We start from the raw sequence: 23,320 nt of genomic DNA, 5'->3' as shown, positions 1-23,320 counted from the left end.
GGTGCAGTGAAAGGGTCTTTCCTCGCGTCAGACGCAAGGAAAGACCCTTTCCTCACGCGTGGGTCCCAGCGTCGAGCGAACGCGTCCCGTAGCGGGCACTGCCGGCTCCGGTGGTCAGTGCCCAGTAGCGGTCCCCGAAGGACCAGTGCCACCACTCCGTCGGGTAGTTCACGAAACCCGCGGTCTTCAGTGCCTGCCCCAGGATCCGCCGATGGGTGCGCGCTTGCTCGCCGATCCCGGCGGCGTCGGTGTAACAAGCTCCGCCGCTGTCCTCGGGAGTGGCGTTCATGGGTGTTCCCAGTTCCAGCTCACGGCCGTCCGCGTCGGCGAGCGTCAGATCCACCGCCGCGCCCGCGCTGTGCGGCGCGATTTCCGGGGGCGACACGAAGCGGCTCGCCGCCGAGCGGATCTGCTCGCCGGACCATTCCGGCTGCCCGGCGCGCAGTTTCGCCGCGTAGTCGTCGAAATAACGGCGTTGCAGCTCAGGAGGGCGATAGCCCTCGACCACCAGGAACCGCAGCCCGCCGGGAAGCCGGTCCTGTGCCTCGAGAAGCCGCTCCAGCACTCCCGCCCGCAGGTAGTGGAAAGCGTCCGAGTCCTTCTGCTTCCGTGAGTCCACCAGGAGCCTGCCGCCGGTCCGGATGTCGATCAGCGGTTCGCCGCACTCGCGGACGGGAACGGCCGACACCCGTGGATCTGCCATCAGGACGATCTCGCTCATCCCGCGAGCATGGCACCGGAAATCCCGTCGCGCCCCGGCACCCTGATCGGCTAGCTTGCTCCCGTGCGCCGGATTCTCTTCGTCACCCCACCGCCCCGCGCCTGAGCGGGGTGGTCCCTCGCCGCGTGGCCGACCAGGCCCGCGGCCGCTTTGGCTTGCGCACCGCCCCGCGTCGTCGAACTCCGATTCCTTCGACGCAGGAGCGTTCTTCCGATGTCTCTCGTCCTGCCCACGCGCGCCCGTTCGTCGGCCGCGCTGGTTCTTGCCGGTGTCCTGTGGGGCACCGGTGGTCTTGCCGGGTCGCTGCTCGGTGACCTCGCCGGCCTCCATCCGCTCGCCGTCGCCGCGTACCGGCTGCTCGTCGGCGGCGGCGTCGCGACCCTCTTCGTCCTGCTGAAAGGCGGCGCCCTCCCGCGCACGCCCGAAGCGGCGAAGCGCGTCTTCGTCGTCGGCGGCCTGTTCGCCCTCTTCCAGGCGAGCTACTTCGCCGCCGTCGCGCTCAGCTCGGTGAGCGTCGCGACCATGACCACGATCGGCGCCGCGCCCGTCATGGTCACCCTCGCGTCCGTGCGGAAACCGCAGCCCTGGACGCTCGTCTCGATGCTCGGCACCGTCGCCGGGCTGGTGCTGCTCCGCTGGTCACCGGACGAGCCGGCCCACCTCTTCGGCGGCCTCGCCTGTGCCCTGCTCGCGGCGGCCGGGTTCGCGGTGCTGACCCTGGTCACCGCGAAGCCGGTCGAAGGCCTGGAACCGCTGTCCACGACGGCGTTCGGCTGCCTGACCGGCGGCCTGCTGCTGTCGCCGGTCGCGGGCTGGTTCGGCATGGCCCTGCCGCTGCACGCCGACGTCCTCGCGGTGGCCTGCTACCTCGGCGCGGTCCCGACCGCGCTCGCCTACGCCGCGTACCTGCGCGGCCTGGCGGACGCCCACCCGGTGCTCGGCGCGCTGTCGGCGGTCCTCGAACCGCTGACGGCGGCGGTCCTGGCCGCGGTCCTGTTCGGGGAACGGCTGGGCGTCACAGCGTGGTGCGGCGCCGCCGTGCTGGTCGCGGCGCTGGCGGTCGGCTACTGGCGGCCCGAACCGCGGTGACGCGGCGCTGCCCCTCGGCTCAGCGCGGGTCGAGGGGCAGCGCCCGCCCGAGGATCGCGAACGGCCGCGGGTCACCGGCGAAGTGGTAGTCACGCAGGACGTCGACGAAGCCGGTGCGCCGGTAGAGCTTCCACGCCCGGCTGGTGCCCTCCGGCGTGGAGAGCAGCACGTTCGCGCTCGGCACGCCGTCGAGCAGCCCGCGCAGCAGGTCCTCGCCGATCTGGTGGCCCTGGTTCTCCGGCCGGACGTGGATCTCGGTCAGCTCGAAGTAGTCCGACAGCCAGCGGTCGGCCTCGGCGGTCCCGGCCCGGCGGCTCAGGCCGTGCCGCACCTGCTCGTGCCACCACTGCCCGGCCCGGCCGCGGTAGCCGTACGCGACGCCGAGCAGGACGTCGTCGGCGTCGAGGGCGGCCATGCAGCGCCAGCCTTCACGCAGGGCGTGGGTCAGCCACATCGGCGCGCGCTGCTCGGCGGTGCCCGCGGGGTACCGCATCGCCCGGACGTAGATGTCGAGCGCTTCGGGCAGGCGGGCGCGGAACTCGTCCGCGGTGAGCTGGACGTAGCGGGAGCAGCCGGCGGGCATCGCGGTCACGGCTGTCCATCTTCCTCCGTGGCGCCGAGCGCGCCCGCGGTGCCCCCGGTCAACGCGACGAGGTCGGCGAAGGTGGTGGGGAACACGGTCTTCGGGTGCCCGGCGGCGGCCCACACGACGTCGTGGGCACGCAGCGCGGTGTCGACCAGCGTGGGCAGCGGCGCGGGGTGCCCGACCGGGGCGACGCCGCCGATGGCCTGCCCGGTGCAGGCCCGCACGAAATCGGCGTCGGCCTTGCCGATTTCGGCACCGGCCAGCCGGGCGAGGACGGCCGGATCGGCCCGGTGGGCGCCGGAGGTCAGCGCGAGGAGCGCTTTTTTGTCGGACCCCAGGCGGAAGATGAGGCTGTTGGCGATGGCCCCGACCGGCACGCCGAGCGCTTCGGCCGCCTGCGCGGCGGTCCGCACCTCGGCGGGCAGGACGCGGATGCCCTCGGCGGCGGCGTGCTGCCCGGCTTCGGCCAGCGCGGCCGCCACCTTGGCGACGGCGGGGTGGTCCAGCGAACTCATGAACCTATGAGATCACGTCGCCGACCTGGTGTCCCGCGGGATTCGGCCCCCGGGGTTGAGCGGACGCCGGGTCGGGGGTTACTCTGGAAATTGTTCGAACAGACGTTCGACATCTGGTGAGCGCGCACCGGTCAGGTGCCCGGCTCCGGGGCGGGGGAAGCGTCTCGGCGCCGGGTACCGGATCGGGCTCACCCCGCGCAGGAGGAGGGTCGTCATGTCCGTCAAGGTCGTGTCCCCCACGGAGTCCGGGCAGCCCCAGCTGCCCATGTCGCTGCGCCCGCAGACCACCCCGGCCCGCGGGAGGACCCGGCAGTGCCTGACACCGCCGTCCGAGCCCCGTCCCCGCCCAGCGGCGGATGCGGCGCAGCCCGAGCTGCCGATCTCCCTGCGCCCATCGGCTCCGGTGTTCGAACAGCCTGAGCTGCCGATCAACCTGCCGGGGGAGGAGACGGGACAGCCTGAGCTGCCTTTGGCGCCGTTCGTCCCTGCTGCACGCGGTGGTGAGCCGGGGGTGCCGGTGGCGGATTCGGGTGAGCTGCAGTTGCCCATGCCGGTGCCTGCGGCCGAGGGCGGTTCCGGTGAGCCGCACCAGCCCATGCCGCTGTCCGCGGCCGCGAGCGATTCCCGTGAGTCGCACCAGCCCATGCCGCTGTCCGCTCCGGTGCGCGCGGCCGGGGCCGGTTCCGGCGGGGCCGAGCTGCCCGTACCACCCCGGCCGTCCACCTCCACCTCCGGCGAGCACCACCTCCCCATGCCGCTCTCACCTCCACCCGCGGCGGATCCCCAGCTCCCCATGCCCCTGCGTCCACCGGCGCCACCCGCGGCCGCCGGTCTTCTCGCCCAGGCTCGTCGCGGCCTTGCCGAAGCCGAGCGGGAAACCGCTCCCGCCGAACGGTTCATCGGCGCCTACCTTGCCTCGCTGCGGGGTGCCGCCGCCGTGCTCGCGGCGCGGGGGCGTCCGCACCGGGGGCGGGCCCGGCCCGCCAGCACCTGGGTGCTGCTCGACTCCGTCGCCCCCGAGCTGCGGGAGTGGTCTGCCTTCTTCGCGAGCAACTCCGCCACGCGCGCCGCCGCGCAGGCCGGGATCACCGGGAAGGTCACCGCCGAGTCCGCTGCCGAACTGGTGCGGACCGCCACCTCGTTCCTCGAGCTCGTCCGCCGTCTCGTGCACGGGCTCCCGATCACCGGGGAAGCCCATGTCGCGTGAGCACGGCCCGGTCGACCAGGGGCGGCTGCTCACGGCACTGGGCATCGAAGGCCGGGTGCTCGCCGAAGCAGTGCACGCCGGCCCGGCCGAAGCACCCGTGCCCGCCTGTCCTGGCTGGTCGCTCGGCGAGGTCGCCCGGCACGTCGGGAGCCTCTACCGGGTGGTCCGCCGCCGGCTGGCGGAGGGCCGGAACCCCGAAGACTGGCCACGCGAGCCGCAACCGGGCCAGAGCCTGCAGGAGTTCCTGGAGACCGGCCTGGCCGAGCTGCTCGACGAACTCGCCGCGCACGACCCCGATGAGCACGCCGACACCTGGTGGCCGGCCGATCCGACCTACGGCTTCTGGCGGCGGCGGATGCTGCACGAGACGCTCGTCCACCGCGTCGACGTCGAGCAGGCGGCGGGCGCGGACACCCGCGAGATCGCCGAAGACCTCGCGGTCGACGGCATCGACGAGGCGCTGACCCTGTGGTTCGGCCAGAAGCTGCCGATGCTCGGCCTGACCGGCACGAAGGCGGGCTCGGTCGGCGTGCGGGCCGGCGCGCACAGCTGGATCGCGCGGGCCGGTCCCGAAACCACGGAAGCGTGGCGCTGTTCGGCCGAGGAGGCCGAAAACGCCGACGACGTCGTCACGGCGGAACCCGCGCGGATCTACCTGTGGCTCTGGGGCCGGGCGTCTCTGACCTCGGTGACCGTGCGCGGCGTGCACGACCAGGCGGCCCAGCTCTGGGCGCTGCTGCGGCTCGCGACCCGATGATCCGGCCGGTGGGGAAGCCGAACCGGAACTGTCGGGGGTGGCGGTTAGCCTGCAGCGCATGAGCACCCGCCTGGTGAACCTGGTGATCGGTGCGGCGCGGCCGGAAGTCCTGGCAGACTTCTGGGCCGCGCTGCTCGGCCGGCGCGTCGCCGTAGCGGCGCCCGGCGCGCGCGTGCCCGGAACCGACATCGGGGACCTGGACCTGCTGTTCGTCCCGGTCGCCGAACCGAAGGAGGTGAAGAACCGGATCCACCTGGACCTGGCGAGCACGACCCCCGCGCACCAAGCCGAGCTGGTGGCGCGCGCCCTGGAGCTGGGCGGCCGCCGGGTCGACCTCGGGCAGGGCGCCGTGCCCTGGGTCGTGCTGGCGGACCCGGAAGGCAACGAATTCTGCGTGCTCGAACCCCGTGCGCGTTATTCGGACACGGGTGCGGTGGCCGCGATCCTGGTCGATGCCCACGATCCCGAAAGCCTGGCGGCCTTCTGGGCGTCGGTCACCGGCTGGCCGGTCCGGGCGCGGGACGGCGACGTCCTGGTGGGCCTGCGCGCTCCGTCGGGCCGCGGGCCGTGGCTGGAATTCCTCCGCAACGACGACGTCAAGCGGCACAGGAACCGCGTGTACCTCGGTGTCGCCGCGGACCCGGCGTCGTCCTGGGGTGAGCTGGTGGATCCGGAGGGTAACGAGTTCTGCGTGCTGCCCCCGCGCTGACCTAGCTTGAAGATCATGGAGACCTTCGACTGGCAAGGCCGCCGGATCGCCTGGGAGCGCGCCGGATCCGGGCCCGCGGTGGTGTTCTGCCACGGAACCCCCTGGTCGTCCTGGCTGTGGCGGCCCTTCGCCGAGGCGCTGAGCGGCGACTTCACCGTCTACCTCTGGGACATGCCCGGCTACGGCCGATCTTCGAAGGACGCGGAGCATCCCGTCGACTTCGGTGTTCAGGCCGAGGCGTTCCGGGCGCTGCTCGCGCACTGGCGCCTCGACCGGCCGCACGTCGTCGCCCACGACTACGGCGGTGCCGTGTCGCTGCGCGCCCACCTCGTGCACGGCGTGCCGTACGCGTCGCTGTTCATGGCCGACGTCGTGGCGATCCCGCCGTCCGGCTCGCCGTTCTTCCGGCTCGTCAAGGACCATCCCGACGTGCTCGCCCAGGTGCCGCCGTACATCCACGAGGCGCTGGTCCGCGCCTACATCGGCAACGCGAGCTTCCGTGAGCTGCGGGAGGCCGACCTCGCCGAGCTGGCCGCGCCGTGGCTGGGCGAGGAGGGCCAGCCCGCCTTCTACCGGCAGATCGCGGCGTACGACGAGCGCTACCTGGTCGAGAACGAGGAGCGCCTGGGCCGGGTGGATCTGCCGGTGCACGTCCTGTGGGGCGCCGAGGACACCTGGATCCCGCAGGCCACGGGCGAACGCCTCGCCGCGGGCATCCCCGGGGCGACGTTCACCGCGGTCCCCGGCGCAGGCCACCTCGTCCAGCTGGACGCCCCGGTCGCGCTGGCGGCCGGGCTGCGGTCGTGGCTGACGCGTGTTTCGGCCGGGTTGCCGGGCCGCGTCGAACGCTGACCTGCGCGAAACACCGGCGTGCTGGCCCGGCAACAACCGCGGGAGACCGTGGAGGCATGGAAACCTCCAGAGCAGTGCGCCAGCCGGGCCGGACGGCCGTCGAGGAGCCGGTCACGCCGTCGGCGTGGCGGGTGCGGATCCGCATGCACGACCACCCGGGCACCCTGGCCCGCATCGCCATCCGGCTCGCCGATCTCGAGTGCAACATCCTGAGCCTGAGCGTGCTGCCGGTGCCCGGCGGGGTGCTGGACGAGATCGTGCTGCGCCCGGCGGCAGGCCTGCCCCGACGGCACCTGGCCGACGCGATCCGCGCGGAGGGCTGCGAATGCACCGCGATCGTCGACGCCGACGTCCACGAGCTGGTCGACCCGTCGTCGTCGACGTTGCTCGCGGCCCGTCGCGCGGTCGACGACCCGGGCCGCCTCGCCGAAGTGCTGAAGGAGGTGCTGGCCGCGGACGTCGTCACGCTCGTCCCGATCGCCGAGGCGAACCCGGCGCGCACCGAAAGCGGGCACCGGGCGGTGTTCGAGCTGGGTGACGGCAGCGCACTGGTGGCGCGCCGCCAGTGGGCGCCGTTCGTGCAGCTGGAGCTGACCCGCGCCGGGGCCTTGGTGACGCTGCTCACGGCGGCGGCCCGGAACGTGTCGGGCCCGGTGGTGCTCGACCGCCCGGACGGCGCGGCGATCGTCCTGCGCAAGGGCGTCCCCGGCGACGCCGACGCGGTGTCGGAGCTGCACCGCCGGTGCTCGATGGCGACGCTGTTCCGGCGCTACCACACGGGAGTGCGGACGGTCCCGCGCCGCTGGCTGCACCGGCTGCTGGTGCCCCCGCGCGGCACGAGTGTCCTGGCCGTCTTCGGCCGCGAGGTGATCGGCCTCGGCCAGCTCATCCCGTCGGCCTCGGGCGGCGCGGAGATTTCGCTGCTGGTGGAGGACGACTGGCAGCAGCAGGGCATCGGCACGGCACTGCTGGCGCGGCTCGCGGTCCTGGCGGAGGCCCAGGGCATCACGGAGCTGGCGGCGGACTGCCTTCCGGGCGACGACGTGCTGCCCCGCACCGCGGCCCGCGCGGGCCTGCGCACCGAACGCGGCGTCGAGGACGGCGCGAAGCTGCGGATGTTCCTGCCCGCGTGAGAGGGGTCAGCGCTTCCAGAACCAGTCTTTGTCCCGGGCTTCGCGCAGGGCGGACTTCTTGCGCTCGGCGGTGAGCCGGTCGAGGTAGAGGATGCCGTCGAGGTGGTCGGTTTCGTGCTGGAGGCATTGGGCCAGCACGTCTTCGCCCTCGACCTCGATCGGCTCGTTGTGGACGTCGACGCCCCGGACCTTCGCGTGCTTGGCGCGCTTGGTGGGGAACCACAGCTCGGGCACGGACAGGCAGCCCTCGCCGATCTCGTGCGTTTCCTCGGACAGCTCGACGATCTCGGGGTTGATGACGTACCCGGTGAGCCCACCGACGTCATAGCTGAAGACCCGCAACCCCACGCCGATCTGCGGCGCGGCAAGCCCCGCCCGCCCGGCGGGCTTGACGGAGTCGAGCAGGTCCCGCACGAGTGCCTCGAGTTTTTCGTCGAACACGGTGACCGGATCGCAGACGGACTTGAGGATCGGATCGCCGAAATAGCGCAGTTCGCGCATCGCCATGAGCAGAACATCCTTCGTGCGGTGTCGGACTGGCAGCTTAGGACAGCAGGGAAGGCGATCGCCGAGCAATCCGGCACTCGCGAAGCCGCGGGGGAGCGCGGTGGCCGGACTGCGGGGATGGTGGTCGCCGAGGAACCGGCATTTGCTGGGGCGGCGGCGGTGTGTGGTGGCCGGACTGCGGAGAGGCGGTCGCCGAGCAATCCGGCACTCGCTGGGGCGGCGGGTGTGTGCGGCGACCGGACTGCGGGGGAAGGCGGTCGCCGCGGAATCGGCATTTTGCGAAGCCGCGGGTGCGTGGTGGCTGGACTGCGGGCACGCCGAAGGCTGGCCGCAGGGGCGCATGGCCAAGCGGCATCGCGGGGGAGGTGCCTGCGCGTGTGGGCGGCATGCCGGGCGCGCCTTGCCGACGGGTGCGCTCGTTGCAGCAGCCGCGCCCCTCCCAACGAAGCCTCGCCGCCGTCCGGAGGCTCAGGCTCGTAGGCGCAGGCCCGAGGGTGTTGCCCGGAAACCGGCCTCCTGCAGTACTTCCGCCAGTTCCGAGGTCAGGGCCTGCTCGCCGTCCGCGCGCTGGACTGCCAGCTGGCCCAGCCAGCCCTCGCGGACCGCTGCCGACAATGCCTGTGCTGCCTGCGACAGTGCCTTGCGGTCGTCCGTGAAACTCAGCAGGGACCTTCCTCCTCGCTCGACGTACAGGGCCGGGACCCCGTCCACCAGGACCGCCAGTGCGCCCGCCTTGCGGGCCGGGCGGTGCTTTGTGTCGCCCGTTGCCGCCGGCCAGGGGAGGGCTGCGCCGTACGGCTGGGCCGGGTCTGCCGCTGCCAGGACCACTGCGCCGCCCGGGGCCGGGCGGCCTGGGCCGGACAGTGCCCGGAGGCGGTCGACTGCGCCCTTGGCCGCGAACTGGGCCGCTCCCAGCCCTTCCACCACGTATCCGCGGATCACCTGGCCGGTGTCCTCCATGCCGCGGAGCACCTTGTAGATCCCGGAAAAGCCGCCCGTGATGCGTTCGGTGTCCAGCGCGCCGCGGGTCAGGACGCCGTGGCGTTCCAGGAATGCCTCCGTGCGGGCGTGGGCGCGGCGGGTCGCGTCGGTCTCGCGGGGTGGGGTCAGTGCCCAGCGGCCGGCCACCGTCGGCGGCCCGGACCGGGACGGCATCTGGGGCCGCCCCGCCCGCAGCCGTGCGTACCGGCCGCGGGGTGCCTGGCGCCGGGGTTTGTGTGCGCCGTGCCCGGCCACCTGGGCGCGCAACGGTCCCAGCGTGTCGCCTGTGACCAGCCCTGCCCACACCAGATCCCACAACGCCGCCACCACGTCGGCGTCGTTCGGGGCCTTGTCGACCAGCACCGTCGCGCGGTCCACCAGCTGGCGGAAGAACAGCGCGCCACCCTCCAAAGTGGACAGTATTGCCTCGTGCAGCGGACCGGCCGGGATGTCCTCGACGACCTCCGGCAGCAGCAGGTCCGCGACGTCGGCGGGGGCGAGGGCGATCCAGCCGTCGCCGCCGGACAGTGCGCCGCAGCCCGCCCACGTGACCTCGCCCGCCGTCGTCAGCTCGTCCAGCAGCGCGGGGGAGTAACCCGGCAGCCGCCCGGGCAGGATCAGCGACTCCACCGCGCTCGCCGGCAACGGCGCCCCGGCGAGCTGCTCGATCACCGACAGCACGTCGTCCGCCGTCGGGGCCGCCCGGACGCGCCCGCCGAACCCGTGCCAGGCCGGCAGGAACCGGCCCAGCGCCGCCGGTTCGACCGGCTCCACCTCGGCCCGCAGCTTCGCCAGCGACGCCCGCCGCAGCCGCCGCAGCACCGCCGAGTCGCAGTATTCGACGCCGACGCCGTGGGTTTCCGGGTGGCCGACGGGACTCAGCTCACCCCGCACCAGGCGGCCTTCCCCGGTCATCCGGTCGAGCACGCCGGTGACGACCGCGGTGCCGAGCCCGAACCGCGCGGCCGCGTCCGCCGCGGCGAACGGGCCGCGGCTGCGGGCGTAGCGCGACAGCAGGTCACCGAGCGGATCCGCGACCGGTTCGGTGAACGCCTCGGGCACGCCCACCGGCAGCGCGGTCCCCAGCGCGTCCCGCATCCGGCCGGCGTCCTCGATCGCGATGAACCGTTCCGCGCCGCCGATCCGCACCCGGATCGCCCGCCGGGCCGCTTCCAGCTCGGCCAGCCATTCCGGCCGGATCCCGCGGTCGGCGGCCTCCTCGACGGTCAGGTCGCCGAGGAACCGCAGCAGGTCGGCGGCGTCCTCGGCCGAGCGCGCGTGCCTGTCCGGCTCCAGCCGCTGCAGCGACCGTTCCACCTCGCGCACGGCTTCCGGGTCGAGCAGCTCGCGGATCGCCTCGGTGCCGAGCAGCTCGGCCAGGAGCGCCGAATCCAGCGACAGCGCCGCCGCCCGCCGTTCGGCCAGCGGAGCGTCGGTCTCGTACAGGAACATCCCGACGTAGCCGAAGAGCAGGCTGCGCGCGAACGGCGACGCGGCCGGCGTCTCGACCTCCACCAGCCGGACCTTGCGGGCCCGGACGTCGGCCATCAGCTCACGGAGGCCGCCGACGTCGTAGACGTCCTGCAGCACCTCCCGCATCGCCTCCAGCACGACCGGGAACCGCTCGTACTTCGCCGCCACCGAGAGCAGCTGTGACGCGCGTTGCCGCTGCTGCCACAGCGGGGTGCGCCGCCGCGGGTCCCGGCGGGGCAGCAGGAGCGACCGCGCCGCGCACTCGCGGAACCGGGCCGCGAACACCGCCGAGCCGCCGACCTCCGCGACGATCAGCTGCTCGACCTCTTCGGGGTCCAGCAGCACGTCGTCCGCGCCGATGGTCACCTCGCCGCCGTCGGCGTCCAGCGCGTCCGGCAGCCGCAGGACGATGCCGTCGTCGGAGTGCGCCACCTGCGCGTCCACCCCGCGGTTTTCCCGCAGCCGCGCGGCGATGGCCAGTGCCCACGGCGCGTTCACCTGCGCGCCGAACGGCGAGTGCACGACGATCCGCCAGTCGCCCAGTTCGTCGCGGTAGCGCTCCAGCAGGATCGTCCGGTCGTTGGGCACGTGCCGGGTGGCGGCCTTCTGCTCGGCCAGGTAGGCGAGCAGGTTGTCGCAGGCTCGTTCGTCCAGTCCCGCCGCCTCGGCCCGCTCGCGCGCCTTCTGTTCGTCCGATGTGGACAGTTCGCGGACGAACTTCCCCAGTGCCCGGCCCAGTTCCAGCGGACGCCCCGGCGCATCACCCTTCCAGAACGGCATCCGCGCGGGTTCGCCCGGCGCGGGCACCACGATGACGCGGTCGTGCGTGATGTCGGTGATCCGCCACGACGACGTGCCGAGCAGGATGGTGTCGCCGACGCGGGATTCGTACACCATTTCTTCGTCGAACTCGCCGACCCGTGAACCGGGCTTGTCGTCGCCGCCCGGGGTCATGACGGTGAACAGGCCGCGGTCCGGGATCGTGCCGCCCGAGGTCACCGCCAGCCGTTGCGCGCCCGGCCGCCCGCGCAGCTCGCCGCTGATGCGGTCCCAGGTGATCCGCGCCCGCAGCTCGCCGAACTCCTCGCTCGGGTACCGGCCCGCGAGCATGTCGAGCACTGCGTGCAGCGCGTCGTCCGGCAGCGAGGCGAACGGCGCCGCCCGACGCACGAGCGCCGCCAGGTCCGGCACCGTCCACGGCTCCAGCGCGACCATGGCCACGACGTGCTGGGCCAGGACGTCCAGGGGGTTGCGGGGATAGCGGACCGCTTCGATCGCGCCGCTCGCCATCCGTTCCGCGACGACCGCGCAGGAGACGAGGTCACCGCGGAACTTCGGGAACATCACCCCCGAGGACACCGCGCCGACCTGGTGCCCGGCCCGGCCGACCCGCTGCAGCCCGGACGCCACCGTCGGCGGCGCCTCGATCTGCACCACCAGGTCGACCGCGCCCATGTCGATGCCCAGCTCCAGCGAGGACGTCGCCACCACGCACGGCAGCTGCCCCGACTTGAGCGCCTCTTCGACGTGCGTGCGCTGCTCCCGCGACATCGACCCGTGGTGTGCCCGCGCGATCACCGGGGGCGCGCCGGTGCTCACCCCGGACTGCCCGACGGCCTCTGCCGGGAAGGCGCCGGCCGGGGCGAGTTCGGTCTGCTCGGCGGCCAGCTCGTTGAGCCGGGCGGTGAGCCGCTCGGTGAGCCGTCGGGAGTTGGCGAACACGATGGTCGAGCGGTGGGCGCGGATCAGGCTCAGCACCCGCTCCTCGACCGCAGGCCAGATCGACGGCCGCTGCACCGGGTTGCCGGCCATCTCCTCCAGCGTGCCCAGCCCGCCTGGTGCGATGTCTCCAGGCGGGAACGCCTCGCCCAGCGACTCCAGCTCGTCGAGCGGGCTCGGCGCCGGGCCGCGGGGTGCGTCGAGGTTGCCCATGTCCTCCACCGGGACCTCGACGCGGACCTCGATGGTCTTCGCCAGCTTCGGCTGGACCACCCGCACGGGGCGGCCGCCTGCCAGGAACGCGCTCACCTCGTCGATCGGGCGGACCGTCGCCGACAGGCCGATGCGCTGCGCGGGCTTGGGCAGCAGCGCGTCCAGCCGCTCCAGCGAGAGGGCCAGGTGCGCGCCGCGCTTGCCGCCGGCGACCGCGTGCACCTCGTCGACGATCACGGTCTCGACGCCGCGCAGCGACTCCCGCGCCGACGACGTGAGGATCAGGAACAGCGACTCGGGCGTGGTCACCAGCACGTCCGGCGGGGTCCTGGCGAACGTGCGGCGCTCGGCCGCGGTGGTGTCGCCGGTGCGCATGCCGACCTCGATCCCGGGCACCGGGAGCCCGAGCCGCCGGGTGGCCTGCGAGATGCCGGCGAGCGGGGCACGCAGGTTCCGCTGGACGTCGACCGCGAGGGCCTTCAGCGGCGAGACGTAGAGGACCCGGCAGCGCTTCGTCGCTTCCGCCGGCGGCGGTTCCACGGAGAGCCGGTCCAGCGCCCAGAGGAACGCCGACAGCGTCTTGCCGGACCCGGTCGGGGCGACGACGAGGGCGTGCTCGCCCGCGTGCGCCGCCCGCCAGGCCCCTTCCTGTGCCGCGGTGGGCGCGGCGAAGGCTCCCGCGAACCAGTCCCGGGTCGCGGGGGAGAAGAGGTCGAGAACGTCAGCTGCCACGTCGTCCATGATGCGCGGCACCACCGACAATTTCGGAGGGCCCGGCCAGGATCACGCTGCCGGCGAACTGCGGGAACAGGACGTCGATCTCCGGCTCGTCCGTGACGAGCCGGTAGTCGCGGTCCAGCGGCGTCCAGTAGGAAAAGGGGGCCTGGTCCAGCTTGGAGTGGTCGGCCAGCACGTACGCTTCGGCGCCCGCGTGGAGCATCGCGTGCTTGACCACGGACTGCTCCAGTGACGGGCAGCACAGTCCTCGTCCGGGCACCACGCCGTCCGCACCCAGGAACACCCGATCGGGTGAGATGTGGCGCAGCTGCGCCAGCACGGTCTCGCCGAGGATGGCCTCGTTGGGATGCCGCACCCGGCCGCCGAGCACGACCAGGTCGATGCCGGGGAAGCCGGCCAGCTCGCGGATCGCGGTGACGCCGTTGGTCACCACCGTCAGGCCTTCGCGATGGGCGAGGTGGCGGGCGAGCCTGCCGGTGGTCGTGCCCGCGTCGAGCAGCACCACCTCGCCGTCCTGGACGAGCGCGGCGGCCTCCCGGGCGATGGCGTCCTTGGCCGCCGCGTGCTCCCGGTCCTTCTCTCGGGGACTGCGTTCGGTGTCGAGCGCACCGCCGTACGTGCGGACGACGTGCCCGGCGCCGGCGAGCGAGGCGAGGTCACGCCGGATCGTCGACTCCGAGACACCGAACTCCTCGGCCAGTTCCGCGATGCCGCCCGAGCCGTGCCGGACGGCTTCGAGCAGCATCGCGCGCCGGTCACGGGTTCCTGGGCGCGGCTGGGACATGCGCAGAGTCTTCCACGACGGCCGGTTTCAGCCCGAAGAACGCCAGCCCGGCGGCCACGGCGAGGAACGCGGCCAGTACGACGAACCCGGTGGTCGCGCTGCCGGTGACGTCGGTGAGCCAGCCGACCAGGTACGGCCCGGCGAATCCGCCGAGGTTGCCCAGCGCGTTGATCAGGCCCATCGCCACGGCGACCACTTCGAGGCCGAGGATGCGGCTGGGAATCGCCCAGAACGGCCCGTACGGCATGTAGACGCCGGTCGCGACCACGCAGAGCAGCACCAGCTGCACGGCGGCCGGCCAGTGCACGAGGTTGCCCAGCAGCAGGCCGGCGATCGCCACGAGCAGCGGCACGGTGACCGCGAGCCGCCGGTTGCCGGTGCGGTCCGACCAGTGCGCGCACGCGACCATCCCGGCCAGCGCCAGCACGTACGGCACCGCCGACAGGAACCCGACGGCCGTCGCCGAGCCGCCCGTCATCGTCTTCACGACGCTCGGCAGCCACAGGCTGAACCCGTAGAAGCCGGTGATCCAGAAGAAGTAGACGCCGACCAGCAGCAGCACCTGGCGGTTGGCCAGTGCCTGCCGGTAGCCCTGCTTCACGACCGCCGGCTTCGCGTCTTCCTCGGCCTTCAAGGTGGTTTCGAGGTAGTCGCGTTCGTGCGGGGAGATCCACCGGGCCTTCGCAGGCCGGTCGGCCACCGCGAACCACCAGACGACCGCCCACAGCAGCGGCGGCAGGCCCTGCAGGACGAACACCCAGCGCCAGGACATGTGGTCGAGCATGAACCCCGACAGCGGCGACATGAGGATCGCCGAGATCGGCAGGCACGTCATCCACAGCGCGTTCGCCCTGGCGCGTTCGGCCTGCGGGAACCACGACGCCAGCAGGATCAGCACCGCGGGCCACACGCCGCCTTCGAACAGGCCCAGCAGCAGCCGGGCCAGGTGCAGCTGGGTCTCGTTCTGCACCAGGCCGCACAGCACCGCCGCGAGCGCCCAGGCGATCATCAGCAGCACCACCGTCTTGCGGGCGCTCCACTTCGCCGCCAGCACGGCCGCCGGGATCTGCAGCACGAGGTAGCCGACGAAGAAGATGCCGCTCGCCAGCCCCTTCGCGCTGGCCGACAACGGGAAGTCGTCGCCGATGTAGGGCAGGATCACCGCGACGTTCGTGCGGTCGAGGTAGGCCAGCATGTACATGACCACCGCGACCGGGATGACGTACGCCCAGCGCTTGCGGGGGATCATCGGGCGCTCGGCGGGTAGATCGCGGGCAGCTTCCGCGCGTACGGCGCCAGCGTCGCCGCCGCCTTGAACGCGGCCTTCATCGTGCCGTGCGACGCGCGGCCGGTGCCGGCGATGTCGAACGCCGTGCCGTGGTCGACCGACGTGCGCAGGATCGGCAGGCCGACCGTCACCGAGACGGTGCCGTCGAAGTCGTACGTCTTCGCCGCGATGTGCCCCTGATCGTGGTACAGCGACAGCACGCCGTCGAACCGGCCCTGGATTCCTTGGTGGAACACGGAATCCGCGGGGATCGGGCCGACCACGTCGAGGCCGGCGGCCCGGGCGGCGGCCACCGCCGGGGCGATCGCGACGATCTCCTCGTCGCCGAACTTGCCGCCCTCGCCGCCGTGCGGGTTCAGCGCCGCCACCGCCAGCCGGGGTTTCTCCGTGCCGAACACCTCCAGCGCGGTGTACGCCTCGCGGATCGCGTGCTCGATGTTCTCGCGGGTGATCCGCGCGATCGCCTCGCGCAGGGACAAGTGCCGGGTGGCGAAGAAGATCTTCAGGCCGGACACCCAGAACATCGTGTTGAACCGGGCCGAGCCGGTCAGCTCGCCGAGCATCTCGGTGTGCCCGAGGTGGCGCGAACCGGCCGCCCAGATGGCCTCCTTGTTGATCGGCGCCGTGACGACCGCGTCCACCTCGCCGTCCAGCGCCAGCCGGGTGGCGACCTCGATCGCCCCGACCGCCGCGGCGCCCGCGGTGGCGTTCACCTCGCCCCACGGCAGGTCTTCGGTGACCACGCCGAGGTTGAGGACGTCGATCACGCCGCTGGTGAAGCGTGCGTCGGCGACCGTGGCGATCGGGTTGATCTCCACGGACAGGCCCAGGTGCCGGGCGACGCGTTCGAGCACGATCGCGTCGCCGACCGCGACCCCGCGCGCCAGCTGCAGTGCTTCCGGCTCCATCAGCGTCTTCAAGGTGATCTCCGGGCCGATGCCCACGGGGTCGCCGAGGGTGACGGCGAGGATCGGGAGGTCGCTCAAGGGTTCTTCCTTCCGGTGGCCAGGACGTGGTTGAGGTGTTCCAGGCAGGCGACCGCGGCGTCGCGGCCCCCGATCAGCCCACCCTTCGTGGCGAAGGGCAGCCCGGCGTACGGGCCGCCGGACAGCCGCCCGGCCACCGCCAGGGGCAGTACTTCGGTGTCGATTTCGAAGCCTTCGGCCCCGAGTGCCTTCGTGACGGCGACGGCGATGTCGCCGCCGGTGGCGTAGAGGCCGCCGATCCGGTGCGCGTCCAGCACGAGCCGCGCCGCCTCGCCGAGGGCGGGCGGGATCCGGGCCGCGACGCCCGGGTCGACCGGCGTGCCCGGGGCGGGTGCCCTGGTCCGGATGCCGACCACGCGGTGCCCGGCCTCCAGCAACGCACCCACCGCCGCGGCGGTACCGGGTGGATCGGGCCGGTCCGGATCGACGTCGACGTACCGCGCGTCCAGCACCAGCTCGGTTTCCAGCAGCTGGTCGTGGGTCTGCCCGGTGATGCTGCCGACCACCGCGAGCACCGGCGGGACGGTGCCGTGGCCGGGCGCGAGGCCCAGCGCGGCGGCGAGCCGCACGCCGAACGGGCCGGAGTCCACCGACACCCACTGCGTGCCTTCAGCCGCGAGCCGGGCCGCGGCCCTGGCGACCGTGGTGAGGTGCCGGTTGGTCGTGGCGTCGCAGACGACGATCCCGGCCGGACGGCGCAGGGCGGCCACGACCGCGTCCACGCCCTCCTCGACGACGTCCAGGGGCAGCTCGGCGACTTCCCGGCCGGCCGGCTGCAGGAGCGTGCGGATCCTGGACGTCCTGACCGGGGCGAGCGGGTCGCGGGCGGCCGGGCTTTCGGCCAGCGGCAGGCCGTCGACGAGGTGCAGCCCGCCGAGGGTGACCCGGCCCGCGTCCGGAAACGCGGGCACCACCAGGGCGCGGGCCGACGGCGCCGCCGCGAGGACGGCCCCGGTCTCCACGCCGACGTTGCCGCGCAACGTCGTGTCCACGCGTTTCACCGTGAGCTCGACCGGCCCGGCCAGCTCGAGGGCGTGCCGGACCGCCTGCTCGGCGTGTGAGGGCGGGGCGTGCCGGGTACCAAGGTTCACCACCAGCGCGTCGATCCCGTTGCCGGGCCGGAAGCAGGGCGCGTCCGGTTCGAGCGGTGCGTTGACGGAAACCGCGCGCAGCCCGAAGCGGGCGTACAGCGCTCCCGTCGCGTTGGAGCCGGTCAGGTCGTCCCCGAGGACGAGCAGCTTCGGCATCCTTCGCTCCTTTGCGCAGACTGTGCAACTCGGATGACCGAACTGCGCAACTATCGTGCACCTTGATCGCCTCCGGCGTCAAGGAGCAGTGACTTTCCCGGGTCTGCACGCACGGTGATCGCGCACATGGCAGCATCACCGCCGAGCGCCGTCACGGCGTGTTTTCGCGAAGGGGAGTGCTGTGCGGATCCTGTCGGTGGACCTCGGGACGTCCAACACCGTGGCCGTGCTTTCGGCGCACGGCATGCCGCCCCGGGTCGTCGAAGTGGACGGCTCGGCCAACATGCCCTCGGCGGTGTTCGCCACCGAAGAGGGCACGATCATGGTCGGCCGCGACGCCGAGCGCCGCGCCCGCCTCGACCCGACGCGCTTCGAGCCGAACCCCAAGCGCCGCATCGACGAGCAGACCCTCCTGCTCGGCACCGACGTCGTCCCGGTGACCGACGCGCTGGCCGCGATCCTGCGCCGGGTGCTCGACGAAACCTCCCGCCAGCTCGGCGGCGAACAGCCCGACGAGGTCCGGCTGACCCACCCCGCGCAGTGGGGCCAGACGCGCCGCAACGTGCTGCTGTCGGCCGCCCGGCTCGCCGGGATGGGCCCGAACATCCTGCTGGTGCCCGAGCCGGTCGCGGCCGCGGCGCACTTCGCGTCGTTCCCCGGCAAGTCGCTGGCCCCCGGCCAGGCGCTGGCGGTCTACGACCTCGGCGCGGGCACCTTCGACGTCGCGGTCGTCGGCGCCACACAGAACGGGTTCACCGTGCTCGCCGAGGACGGCCTGCCCGACCTCGGCGGCCTCGACGTCGACCAGGCGCTGATGGTGCACGTCGGCCGCGAGGTCTCGCACTCCGACCCGCAGCGCTGGCAGCGGCTGCTGCGCCCGGAGTCCACCGCCGACCGGCGCACCCGGCGCGCGCTGCAGGAGGACGTCAAGGCGGCCAAGGAGGCGCTGTCGCGGCATCCGCAGACCGAGGTGCCGATGCCCGAGCCGTTCAAGGACGTCCTGGTGACGCGCGGCGAGCTGGAAGGCCTGGTCCGGCCGGCGATGCTGCGCAGTGTCGAGCTGCTGTCGCGGACGCTGCGGTCCTCCGGCCTGACCCCGGACCGGCTGGCGGGCATCTACCTCGTCGGCGGGTCGAGCAGGCTGCCGCTGGTCGGCACGATGATCGCGGAGAAGCTCGGCGTCGTGCCGGGCAGCCTCGACCAGCCGGAGACCGCCGTCGCGCTCGGCGCCCAGCACGTGGCGCGCGACGGGCTTTCCGTGCGGACGCAGAACGTCGAAGGAGCGGTGGCGGCGGGCGGTCCGCCGCAGCGGCCGCCGTACGCGCCGCCGCCCCCGCCGCAGTACCCCGGCTACGCGCCGTCGAACTTCCCGCCGAGCGGGCCGCAGCCGGTGCCGTCGAACTTCCCCGCTTACTCGCCCGCCCCGCAAGCGGAGAAGGCCGAGTCGAAGCCGGCGGGGAAGAAGAAGCTGCTCATCGGGATCGCGGCCGCGGTCGTCGTGGCGCTCGCGGCCGGGCTGACGTTCTTCCTGACGTCGTCGTCCTCGGTGACGACCTACACCGCGGAGCAGTGCCAGAAGCCGGGGCACGCGGACGACCGGGGCTTCACCGGCTGCCTGCGCCAGCTCGCCGGGAAGATCGCCGAAACGGGCGACTGCAAGCAGGGCATGGGCAACGGCCCGGCGGCGCCGGCACAGAGCCTCGGGGCGGCGTCGACGTGCTCCGCGCCGGGCCGGGCGGGCACGCAGGTGACCTACGTCCACGCCGACGACGCCGCCACGCTCAAGCAGTACACCGACGGCCTGCTCGCCTCGGCGGGCGGCGACCGCACCGAGGCCGACTGGGCGGGCAACGGGCTCAAGGGCCACTACTCCTCGGCCGCGGGCAAGACGTCGGCGGTGCTCGTGTTCACCGTGGCGGACCGGCCGCTGGCCGGGTTCATCTACCAGCTGAACACCAGTGACCAGGCCCAGGCGACCACGCCGGGCACGCTGGCCGACTACTTCGAGGCGAGCGTCCAGCCGGGGGAGTGACGTTGCCGCGGCAGACTGCCCGGCCTTGGTCATTCGCGGCATCCGTGACCGCTTGCCCGGCTGGGGCGCGAACGGACCGTTCGCGCCCGACCGGTTAGAGTGGGGCCGATGCGGATCACGGTTTTCCGACGGCTGATGGCCGAGGAGTTCGGCCCGGGGCGCGCGCAGGTCCTGGCCAGTGACCACGTGCTCAGCGGGCTCGGCGGGCGCACCGTCGACCAGGCGCTGACCGCCGGAATCCCGGCGAAGGAGATCTGGCGCGAGGTCTGCGACGCCTTCGACGTCCCGGCGGAACGGCGCTGACCTGGGCGAACACGCACCGGTCCTGACCCGTGCGGGCGAAAATCCTACCGTAAGGGTGTGTCGCTGCCGACCTCGAACAGGTGTTCGTCTATGGTGTTGTCCACATCGGGTCCAGCGATCCACAGATTGGGCGCCGCGCCTGGAATTGTCGGTCCCCGCCGCTAGCGTCGGACCGGACAGCTGAAGAACCGACACAGAGCCCTCGACGGGGCTCCGACCAGCGAGGTGGACTTCCATGCCTGCAGCACCCGACAAGGACAAGGCGCTCGAGCTCGCGCTCGCGCAGATCGACAAGCAGTACGGCAAGGGCTCGGTGATGCGCCTCGGCGAGGACACCCGGCCGCCCATCGCCGTGATCCCCACCGGCGCCATCGCGCTCGACGTCGCACTCGGCATCGGGGGCCTGCCCCGCGGCCGCGTCATCGAGATCTACGGCCCGGAATCCTCCGGTAAGACCACGGTCGCGCTGCACGCGGTGGCCAACGCCCAGCGCAACGGCGGCATCGCGGCGTTCATCGACGCGGAGCACGCGCTCGACCCGGAGTACGCGAAGAACCTCGGCGTCGACACCGACGCGCTGCTGGTCTCGCAGCCGGACACCGGTGAGCAGGCGCTGGAGATCGCGGACATGCTGATCCGCTCCGGCGCGCTCGACATCCTGGTCATCGACTCGGTGGCCGCGCTCGTGCCCCGCGCCGAAATCGAAGGCGAGATGGGTGACTCGCACGTCGGCCTCCAGGCCCGCCTGATGAGCCAGGCGCTGCGGAAGATCACCGGTGCGCTCTCCAACTCCGGCACCACCGCGATCTTCATCAACCAGCTGCGCGAGAAGGTCGGCGTCATGTTCGGCTCGCCGGAGACCACCACCGGTGGCAAGGCGCTGAAGTTCTACGCGTCGGTCCGCCTGGACGTGCGCCGCATCGAGACGCTGAAGGACGGCGGCGAGGCGGTCGGCAACCGGACCCGGGTCAAGGTCGTCAAGAACAAGGTGGCCCCGCCCTTCAAGCAGGCCGAGTTCGACATCCTGTACGGCCAGGGCGTCTCCCGCGAGGGTTCGCTCATCGACATGGGTGTCGACCAGTCGATCGTGCGCAAGTCGGGTGCCTGGTACACCTACGAGGGCGACCAGCTCGGCCAGGGCAAGGAGAACGCGCGCCGGTTCCTGCGCGAGAACCCGGACATCGCCAACGAGATCGAGAAGCGCATCAAGGAGAAGCTCGGCATCGGCCCGCAGGTCGACGCGGCGGCCGTCGAGGCCGTCCCGGCACCGGTCGACTTCTGAGCGAGCGGTAGCCGATGGCGAGGGAGCCCAAGGTCCCGCCCGCCGAACTGCCTCCCGAGGAGCGGTACCGGAAGGCCAAGGAGATCTGTTTCGATCTCCTGGCCGCCCGGCCGCGGACCCAGGAGGAACTGCGGCAGGCGTTGCACCGCAAGGGATTCGACGAGGAGACCAGCGAAACCCTGCTCGGCAAGCTCGACCGGGCCGGCCTGGTGAACGACGCGGAGTTCGCGGAACTATGGGTGAAGTCCCGCCACGCGAACCAGGGCCTGTCCCGCACCGCGCTGGTGGCCGAGCTGCGGCGCAAGGGCGTCGACGGCGAGGTCGCCGCGCAGGCGGCGGAAGAGGTCGACCGCGAATCCGAGGAGCAGATGGCCAGGGAACTGGTCCGCAAGCGCCTCGGCTCGCTGGGCAACGTCGACGAACAGACAGCCTTGCGGCGGCTGCTCGGCTTCCTCGCCCGCAAGGGCTACCCGCAAGGACTGGCGTACACGGTGATCAGGGAGGAACTCCGCGAGTACGGCGCGGAGTCCACCCTGCTCGACGACGCTGTCATCGACTGAGGCGCGGGAAGGGCCACGGCTGGCCGGGTCGGTGGCCGAGAGGGTTGGCGTTGCTGCGGCGGTGGGGTTTGCGAGCGGCGACCTGCGGGTGGCGTGGGCTGGGCAGCGGGCGGGTGTGCTCGGCGGCTGGGGCTCCCGTGTGGCCGGTGGTTGCCGCGCGGTGTGCCGGTGGTGGTGTGGGCGGGCGTGGCCCGGGAGTTGGGTTGCCGCGGTTGCCGGGCGGTGTGCACAGGTGGCCGGGGTGCCCGGACACAGCCGGGCCCGCGCGGGGTCACTCGGTTGCGGGGCTGGCCGTCTGGCGGAGTTCCGAGCCGTGGCATCGTCGTTCCGGGCCTGCCGGGGGCACTCGGACCCGCCAACTCCGGTCCGTGCGGGGCCTGCGGCCGAGGGCTGGGACACGGCGATCCGATCGGTGCTTGCGGACCGCGAGCAGCAACACCGCCAGTACCGCCATCGCGGCGCATGTCACCGCCGCCGTCAGGAGGAGGAACTCGCTCAGCTGCCCCGCCGCCAGGTAGGCGCCCAGGGCCAACGCCACCAGGGCGCACACTGCCCTGTCCACAATGGACTCCATGGACAGCAGTGTCGCCCGGTAGCGGGAATCCGGAATGGAATCATTCAGCAGCTGCTTCTGCACCGGGAACGCGATGCCCGTCGCCACCGCGAAAACGCACAGCAGCACCACCGCCGGGAACGCGCCTGCGAACACCGTTGCGCCCAGGCACAGGGCCATCACGATCGTCAGCGTGAACACCGAACCCACCGGGCCGATCGCGCGGCGGAGCCGATGGGGGCGGGCCGCGCCCAGTGCCTCGAAGACCGTCATCGCCGCCAGCACTGCTCCGTACCAGTTCACCGGCAGGGACTTGGCCTCCAGGATCGGCTGGAACAAATTCACCTGGCAGATCCTCACCAGCGTGAACATCGCGATGCCCTGCACCATCAGCAACACCAGCCACCGGGACGAGCGCAACGCCGACAGGGCGCCGCCGACTCCCGCGACCAGGGAGGCCGTCTTGCCCGTTGCCCGGCGGCCGCCGGGGATTGGGGGGAGCTTGGCCGCGAATGCCAGTGCCACCGCCGCGTTGATTGCCGTCAGCCAGTACGGGGACGGCATGTTCCACGTCATCAGCAGGCCGATCACCGGCCAGAACACGATCTTGCCGATCAGGCTGTACGCGCGGCCGACGCCTTCCACTCGCAGGTAATGCGCACCGGCGCCCGAAGCGTTCAGATATTCGTACAGGTACGCGCTCTGCGCGCCGGACACCAGCGACCGTGCCAGGGCGATCAGGACGAAGTGCAGCAGGAAACCCGTGTACGAGCCCAAAATGACCGGCACCAGGTTTGCCGCCACCAGCACGCCCGCGCCCGCCGCCAGGGACGTGCGGTAGTCGAACCGGTCGGCCAGCAGGCCCGTCGGGATCTCCAGCAGGCAGAACACGATGTAATAAATGCTCTGGATGCCGAAGATCTCGCCGTCGGACAGCCCGGCCAGCTTCTGGTACTGGTAGAAGATCGGCACCCACAGCAGCAGGCCGAAGAAGAACTGGAACCCGTAGGTCAGCCGGACGGTGCGCTGCACTTCGGGTTTCGCGGGCAGGCGAAGGCCCAGCATGGTCGTTTTCTCCCGGGAAA

General features: G+C 72.6%; 20 protein-coding genes. 10 read left to right on the top strand and 10 right to left on the bottom strand.

Features of this window, described 5'->3' with window-relative positions; translation table 11 throughout:
• Window positions 1–52 precede the first annotated feature (52 nt).
• Entirely contained in the window at window positions 53–721 is a 669-nt protein-coding gene (locus ABJI51_RS36915; RefSeq protein WP_348955756.1) for a M15 family metallopeptidase, read from the bottom strand.
• A 213-nt stretch (window positions 722–934) separates the two neighbouring features.
• Between ABJI51_RS36915 and ABJI51_RS36910 the strand changes: the two genes are divergently transcribed.
• The gene (locus ABJI51_RS36910; protein ID WP_348955755.1) at window positions 935–1,810 is read left to right on the top strand and encodes a DMT family transporter; all 876 of its coding nucleotides are present in this window, start codon (window positions 935–937) and stop codon (window positions 1,808–1,810) included.
• A 19-nt stretch (window positions 1,811–1,829) separates the two neighbouring features.
• Here ABJI51_RS36910 and ABJI51_RS36905 read toward each other — a convergent pair whose 3' ends face one another.
• Both ABJI51_RS36905 and ABJI51_RS36900 read right to left on the bottom strand, forming a co-directional pair.
• Window positions 1,830–2,402 carry a GNAT family N-acetyltransferase gene (locus ABJI51_RS36905; protein WP_348955754.1) on the bottom strand — a complete coding sequence of 191 codons (573 nt, stop codon included), beginning with the start codon at window positions 2,400–2,402 and terminating at the stop codon, window positions 1,830–1,832.
• Window positions 2,399–2,911 carry a YbaK/EbsC family protein gene (locus tag ABJI51_RS36900; protein ID WP_348955752.1) on the bottom strand — a complete coding sequence of 171 codons (513 nt, stop codon included), beginning with the start codon at window positions 2,909–2,911 and terminating at the stop codon, window positions 2,399–2,401. The genes ABJI51_RS36905 and ABJI51_RS36900 overlap by 4 nt, the downstream gene beginning before the upstream one ends.
• 214 nt (window positions 2,912–3,125) lie before the next feature.
• Between ABJI51_RS36900 and ABJI51_RS43630 the strand changes: the two genes are divergently transcribed.
• Genes ABJI51_RS43630 through ABJI51_RS36875 form a run of 5 tightly spaced genes read left to right on the top strand, consistent with a single transcriptional unit; the run spans window position 3,126 to window position 7,569 of the window.
• Window positions 3,126–4,118, top strand: a complete 993-nt coding sequence (locus tag ABJI51_RS43630; protein ID WP_431605700.1) for an SAV_6107 family HEPN domain-containing protein — start codon at window positions 3,126–3,128, stop codon at window positions 4,116–4,118.
• Entirely contained in the window at window positions 4,108–4,875 is a 768-nt protein-coding gene (locus tag ABJI51_RS36890) for a maleylpyruvate isomerase family mycothiol-dependent enzyme (protein WP_348955751.1), read from the top strand. The genes ABJI51_RS43630 and ABJI51_RS36890 overlap by 11 nt, the downstream gene beginning before the upstream one ends.
• 58 nt (window positions 4,876–4,933) lie before the next feature.
• Window positions 4,934–5,584, top strand: coding sequence for a VOC family protein (locus tag ABJI51_RS36885; RefSeq protein ID WP_348955750.1), 651 nt, complete (start codon window positions 4,934–4,936; stop codon window positions 5,582–5,584).
• Between the two features lie 15 nt (window positions 5,585–5,599).
• Window positions 5,600–6,436, top strand: coding sequence for an alpha/beta fold hydrolase (locus ABJI51_RS36880; RefSeq protein ID WP_348955749.1), 837 nt, complete (start codon window positions 5,600–5,602; stop codon window positions 6,434–6,436).
• Between the two features lie 56 nt (window positions 6,437–6,492).
• On the top strand, window positions 6,493–7,569 hold the full coding sequence (locus ABJI51_RS36875) for a GNAT family N-acetyltransferase (RefSeq protein WP_431605699.1): 1,077 nt from the start codon (window positions 6,493–6,495) through the stop codon (window positions 7,567–7,569).
• A 6-nt stretch (window positions 7,570–7,575) separates the two neighbouring features.
• On the opposite strand, the gene def is transcribed toward ABJI51_RS36875, so the two are convergent.
• The 6 genes from def to ABJI51_RS36845 form a co-directional block, all read right to left on the bottom strand.
• Entirely contained in the window at window positions 7,576–8,076 is a 501-nt protein-coding gene (gene def / locus ABJI51_RS36870) for a peptide deformylase (protein ID WP_348955748.1), read from the bottom strand.
• A gap of 468 nt (window positions 8,077–8,544) precedes the next feature.
• Window positions 8,545–13,203: a DEAD/DEAH box helicase gene (locus ABJI51_RS36865; RefSeq protein ID WP_348955747.1), complete on the bottom strand. Its 4,659-nt coding sequence runs from the start codon at window positions 13,201–13,203 to the stop codon at window positions 8,545–8,547.
• Entirely contained in the window at window positions 13,184–13,984 is an 801-nt protein-coding gene (locus tag ABJI51_RS36860; RefSeq protein ID WP_348955746.1) for a DeoR/GlpR family DNA-binding transcription regulator, read from the bottom strand. The genes ABJI51_RS36865 and ABJI51_RS36860 overlap by 20 nt, the downstream gene beginning before the upstream one ends.
• On the bottom strand, window positions 13,956–15,233 hold the full coding sequence (locus tag ABJI51_RS36855) for an MFS transporter (protein ID WP_348955745.1): 1,278 nt from the start codon (window positions 15,231–15,233) through the stop codon (window positions 13,956–13,958). Before ABJI51_RS36855 ends, ABJI51_RS36860 begins: the two co-directional genes overlap by 29 nt.
• Entirely contained in the window at window positions 15,230–16,258 is a 1,029-nt protein-coding gene (pdxA, locus tag ABJI51_RS36850; protein WP_348955744.1) for a 4-hydroxythreonine-4-phosphate dehydrogenase PdxA, read from the bottom strand. The genes ABJI51_RS36855 and pdxA overlap by 4 nt, the downstream gene beginning before the upstream one ends.
• Window positions 16,255–17,505 carry a four-carbon acid sugar kinase family protein gene (locus ABJI51_RS36845; RefSeq protein WP_348955743.1) on the bottom strand — a complete coding sequence of 417 codons (1,251 nt, stop codon included), beginning with the start codon at window positions 17,503–17,505 and terminating at the stop codon, window positions 16,255–16,257. Before ABJI51_RS36845 ends, pdxA begins: the two co-directional genes overlap by 4 nt.
• 181 nt (window positions 17,506–17,686) lie before the next feature.
• On the opposite strand from ABJI51_RS36845, the gene ABJI51_RS36840 reads away from it, so the two are divergent.
• From ABJI51_RS36840 to ABJI51_RS36825, 4 genes are all read left to right on the top strand, one after another.
• Window positions 17,687–19,537: an Hsp70 family protein gene (locus ABJI51_RS36840; RefSeq protein ID WP_348955742.1), complete on the top strand. Its 1,851-nt coding sequence runs from the start codon at window positions 17,687–17,689 to the stop codon at window positions 19,535–19,537.
• 108 nt (window positions 19,538–19,645) lie between these two features.
• On the top strand, window positions 19,646–19,840 hold the full coding sequence (locus ABJI51_RS36835) for a DUF3046 domain-containing protein (protein WP_348955741.1): 195 nt from the start codon (window positions 19,646–19,648) through the stop codon (window positions 19,838–19,840).
• 235 nt (window positions 19,841–20,075) lie between these two features.
• Window positions 20,076–21,122 (top strand): recombinase RecA, encoded by a 1,047-nt coding sequence (recA, locus tag ABJI51_RS36830; RefSeq protein WP_348955740.1) that lies wholly within the window; start codon window positions 20,076–20,078, stop codon window positions 21,120–21,122.
• A gap of 14 nt (window positions 21,123–21,136) precedes the next feature.
• Window positions 21,137–21,682, top strand: a complete 546-nt coding sequence (locus tag ABJI51_RS36825; protein ID WP_348955739.1) for a regulatory protein RecX — start codon at window positions 21,137–21,139, stop codon at window positions 21,680–21,682.
• Between the two features lie 271 nt (window positions 21,683–21,953).
• On the opposite strand, the gene ABJI51_RS36820 is transcribed toward ABJI51_RS36825, so the two are convergent.
• The gene (locus ABJI51_RS36820; RefSeq protein ID WP_348955738.1) at window positions 21,954–23,300 is read right to left on the bottom strand and encodes an MFS transporter; all 1,347 of its coding nucleotides are present in this window, start codon (window positions 23,298–23,300) and stop codon (window positions 21,954–21,956) included.
• Between the last annotated feature and the right edge of the window lie 20 nt (window positions 23,301–23,320).

The organism is Amycolatopsis melonis (assembly GCF_040064235.1).
In the GTDB taxonomy this organism is placed as follows: Bacteria; Actinomycetota; Actinomycetes; order Mycobacteriales; family Pseudonocardiaceae; genus Amycolatopsis; species Amycolatopsis melonis.
The sequence above is the reverse complement of the archived record's forward strand: the minus strand, read 5'-3'. Positions and strand labels throughout refer to the sequence as shown.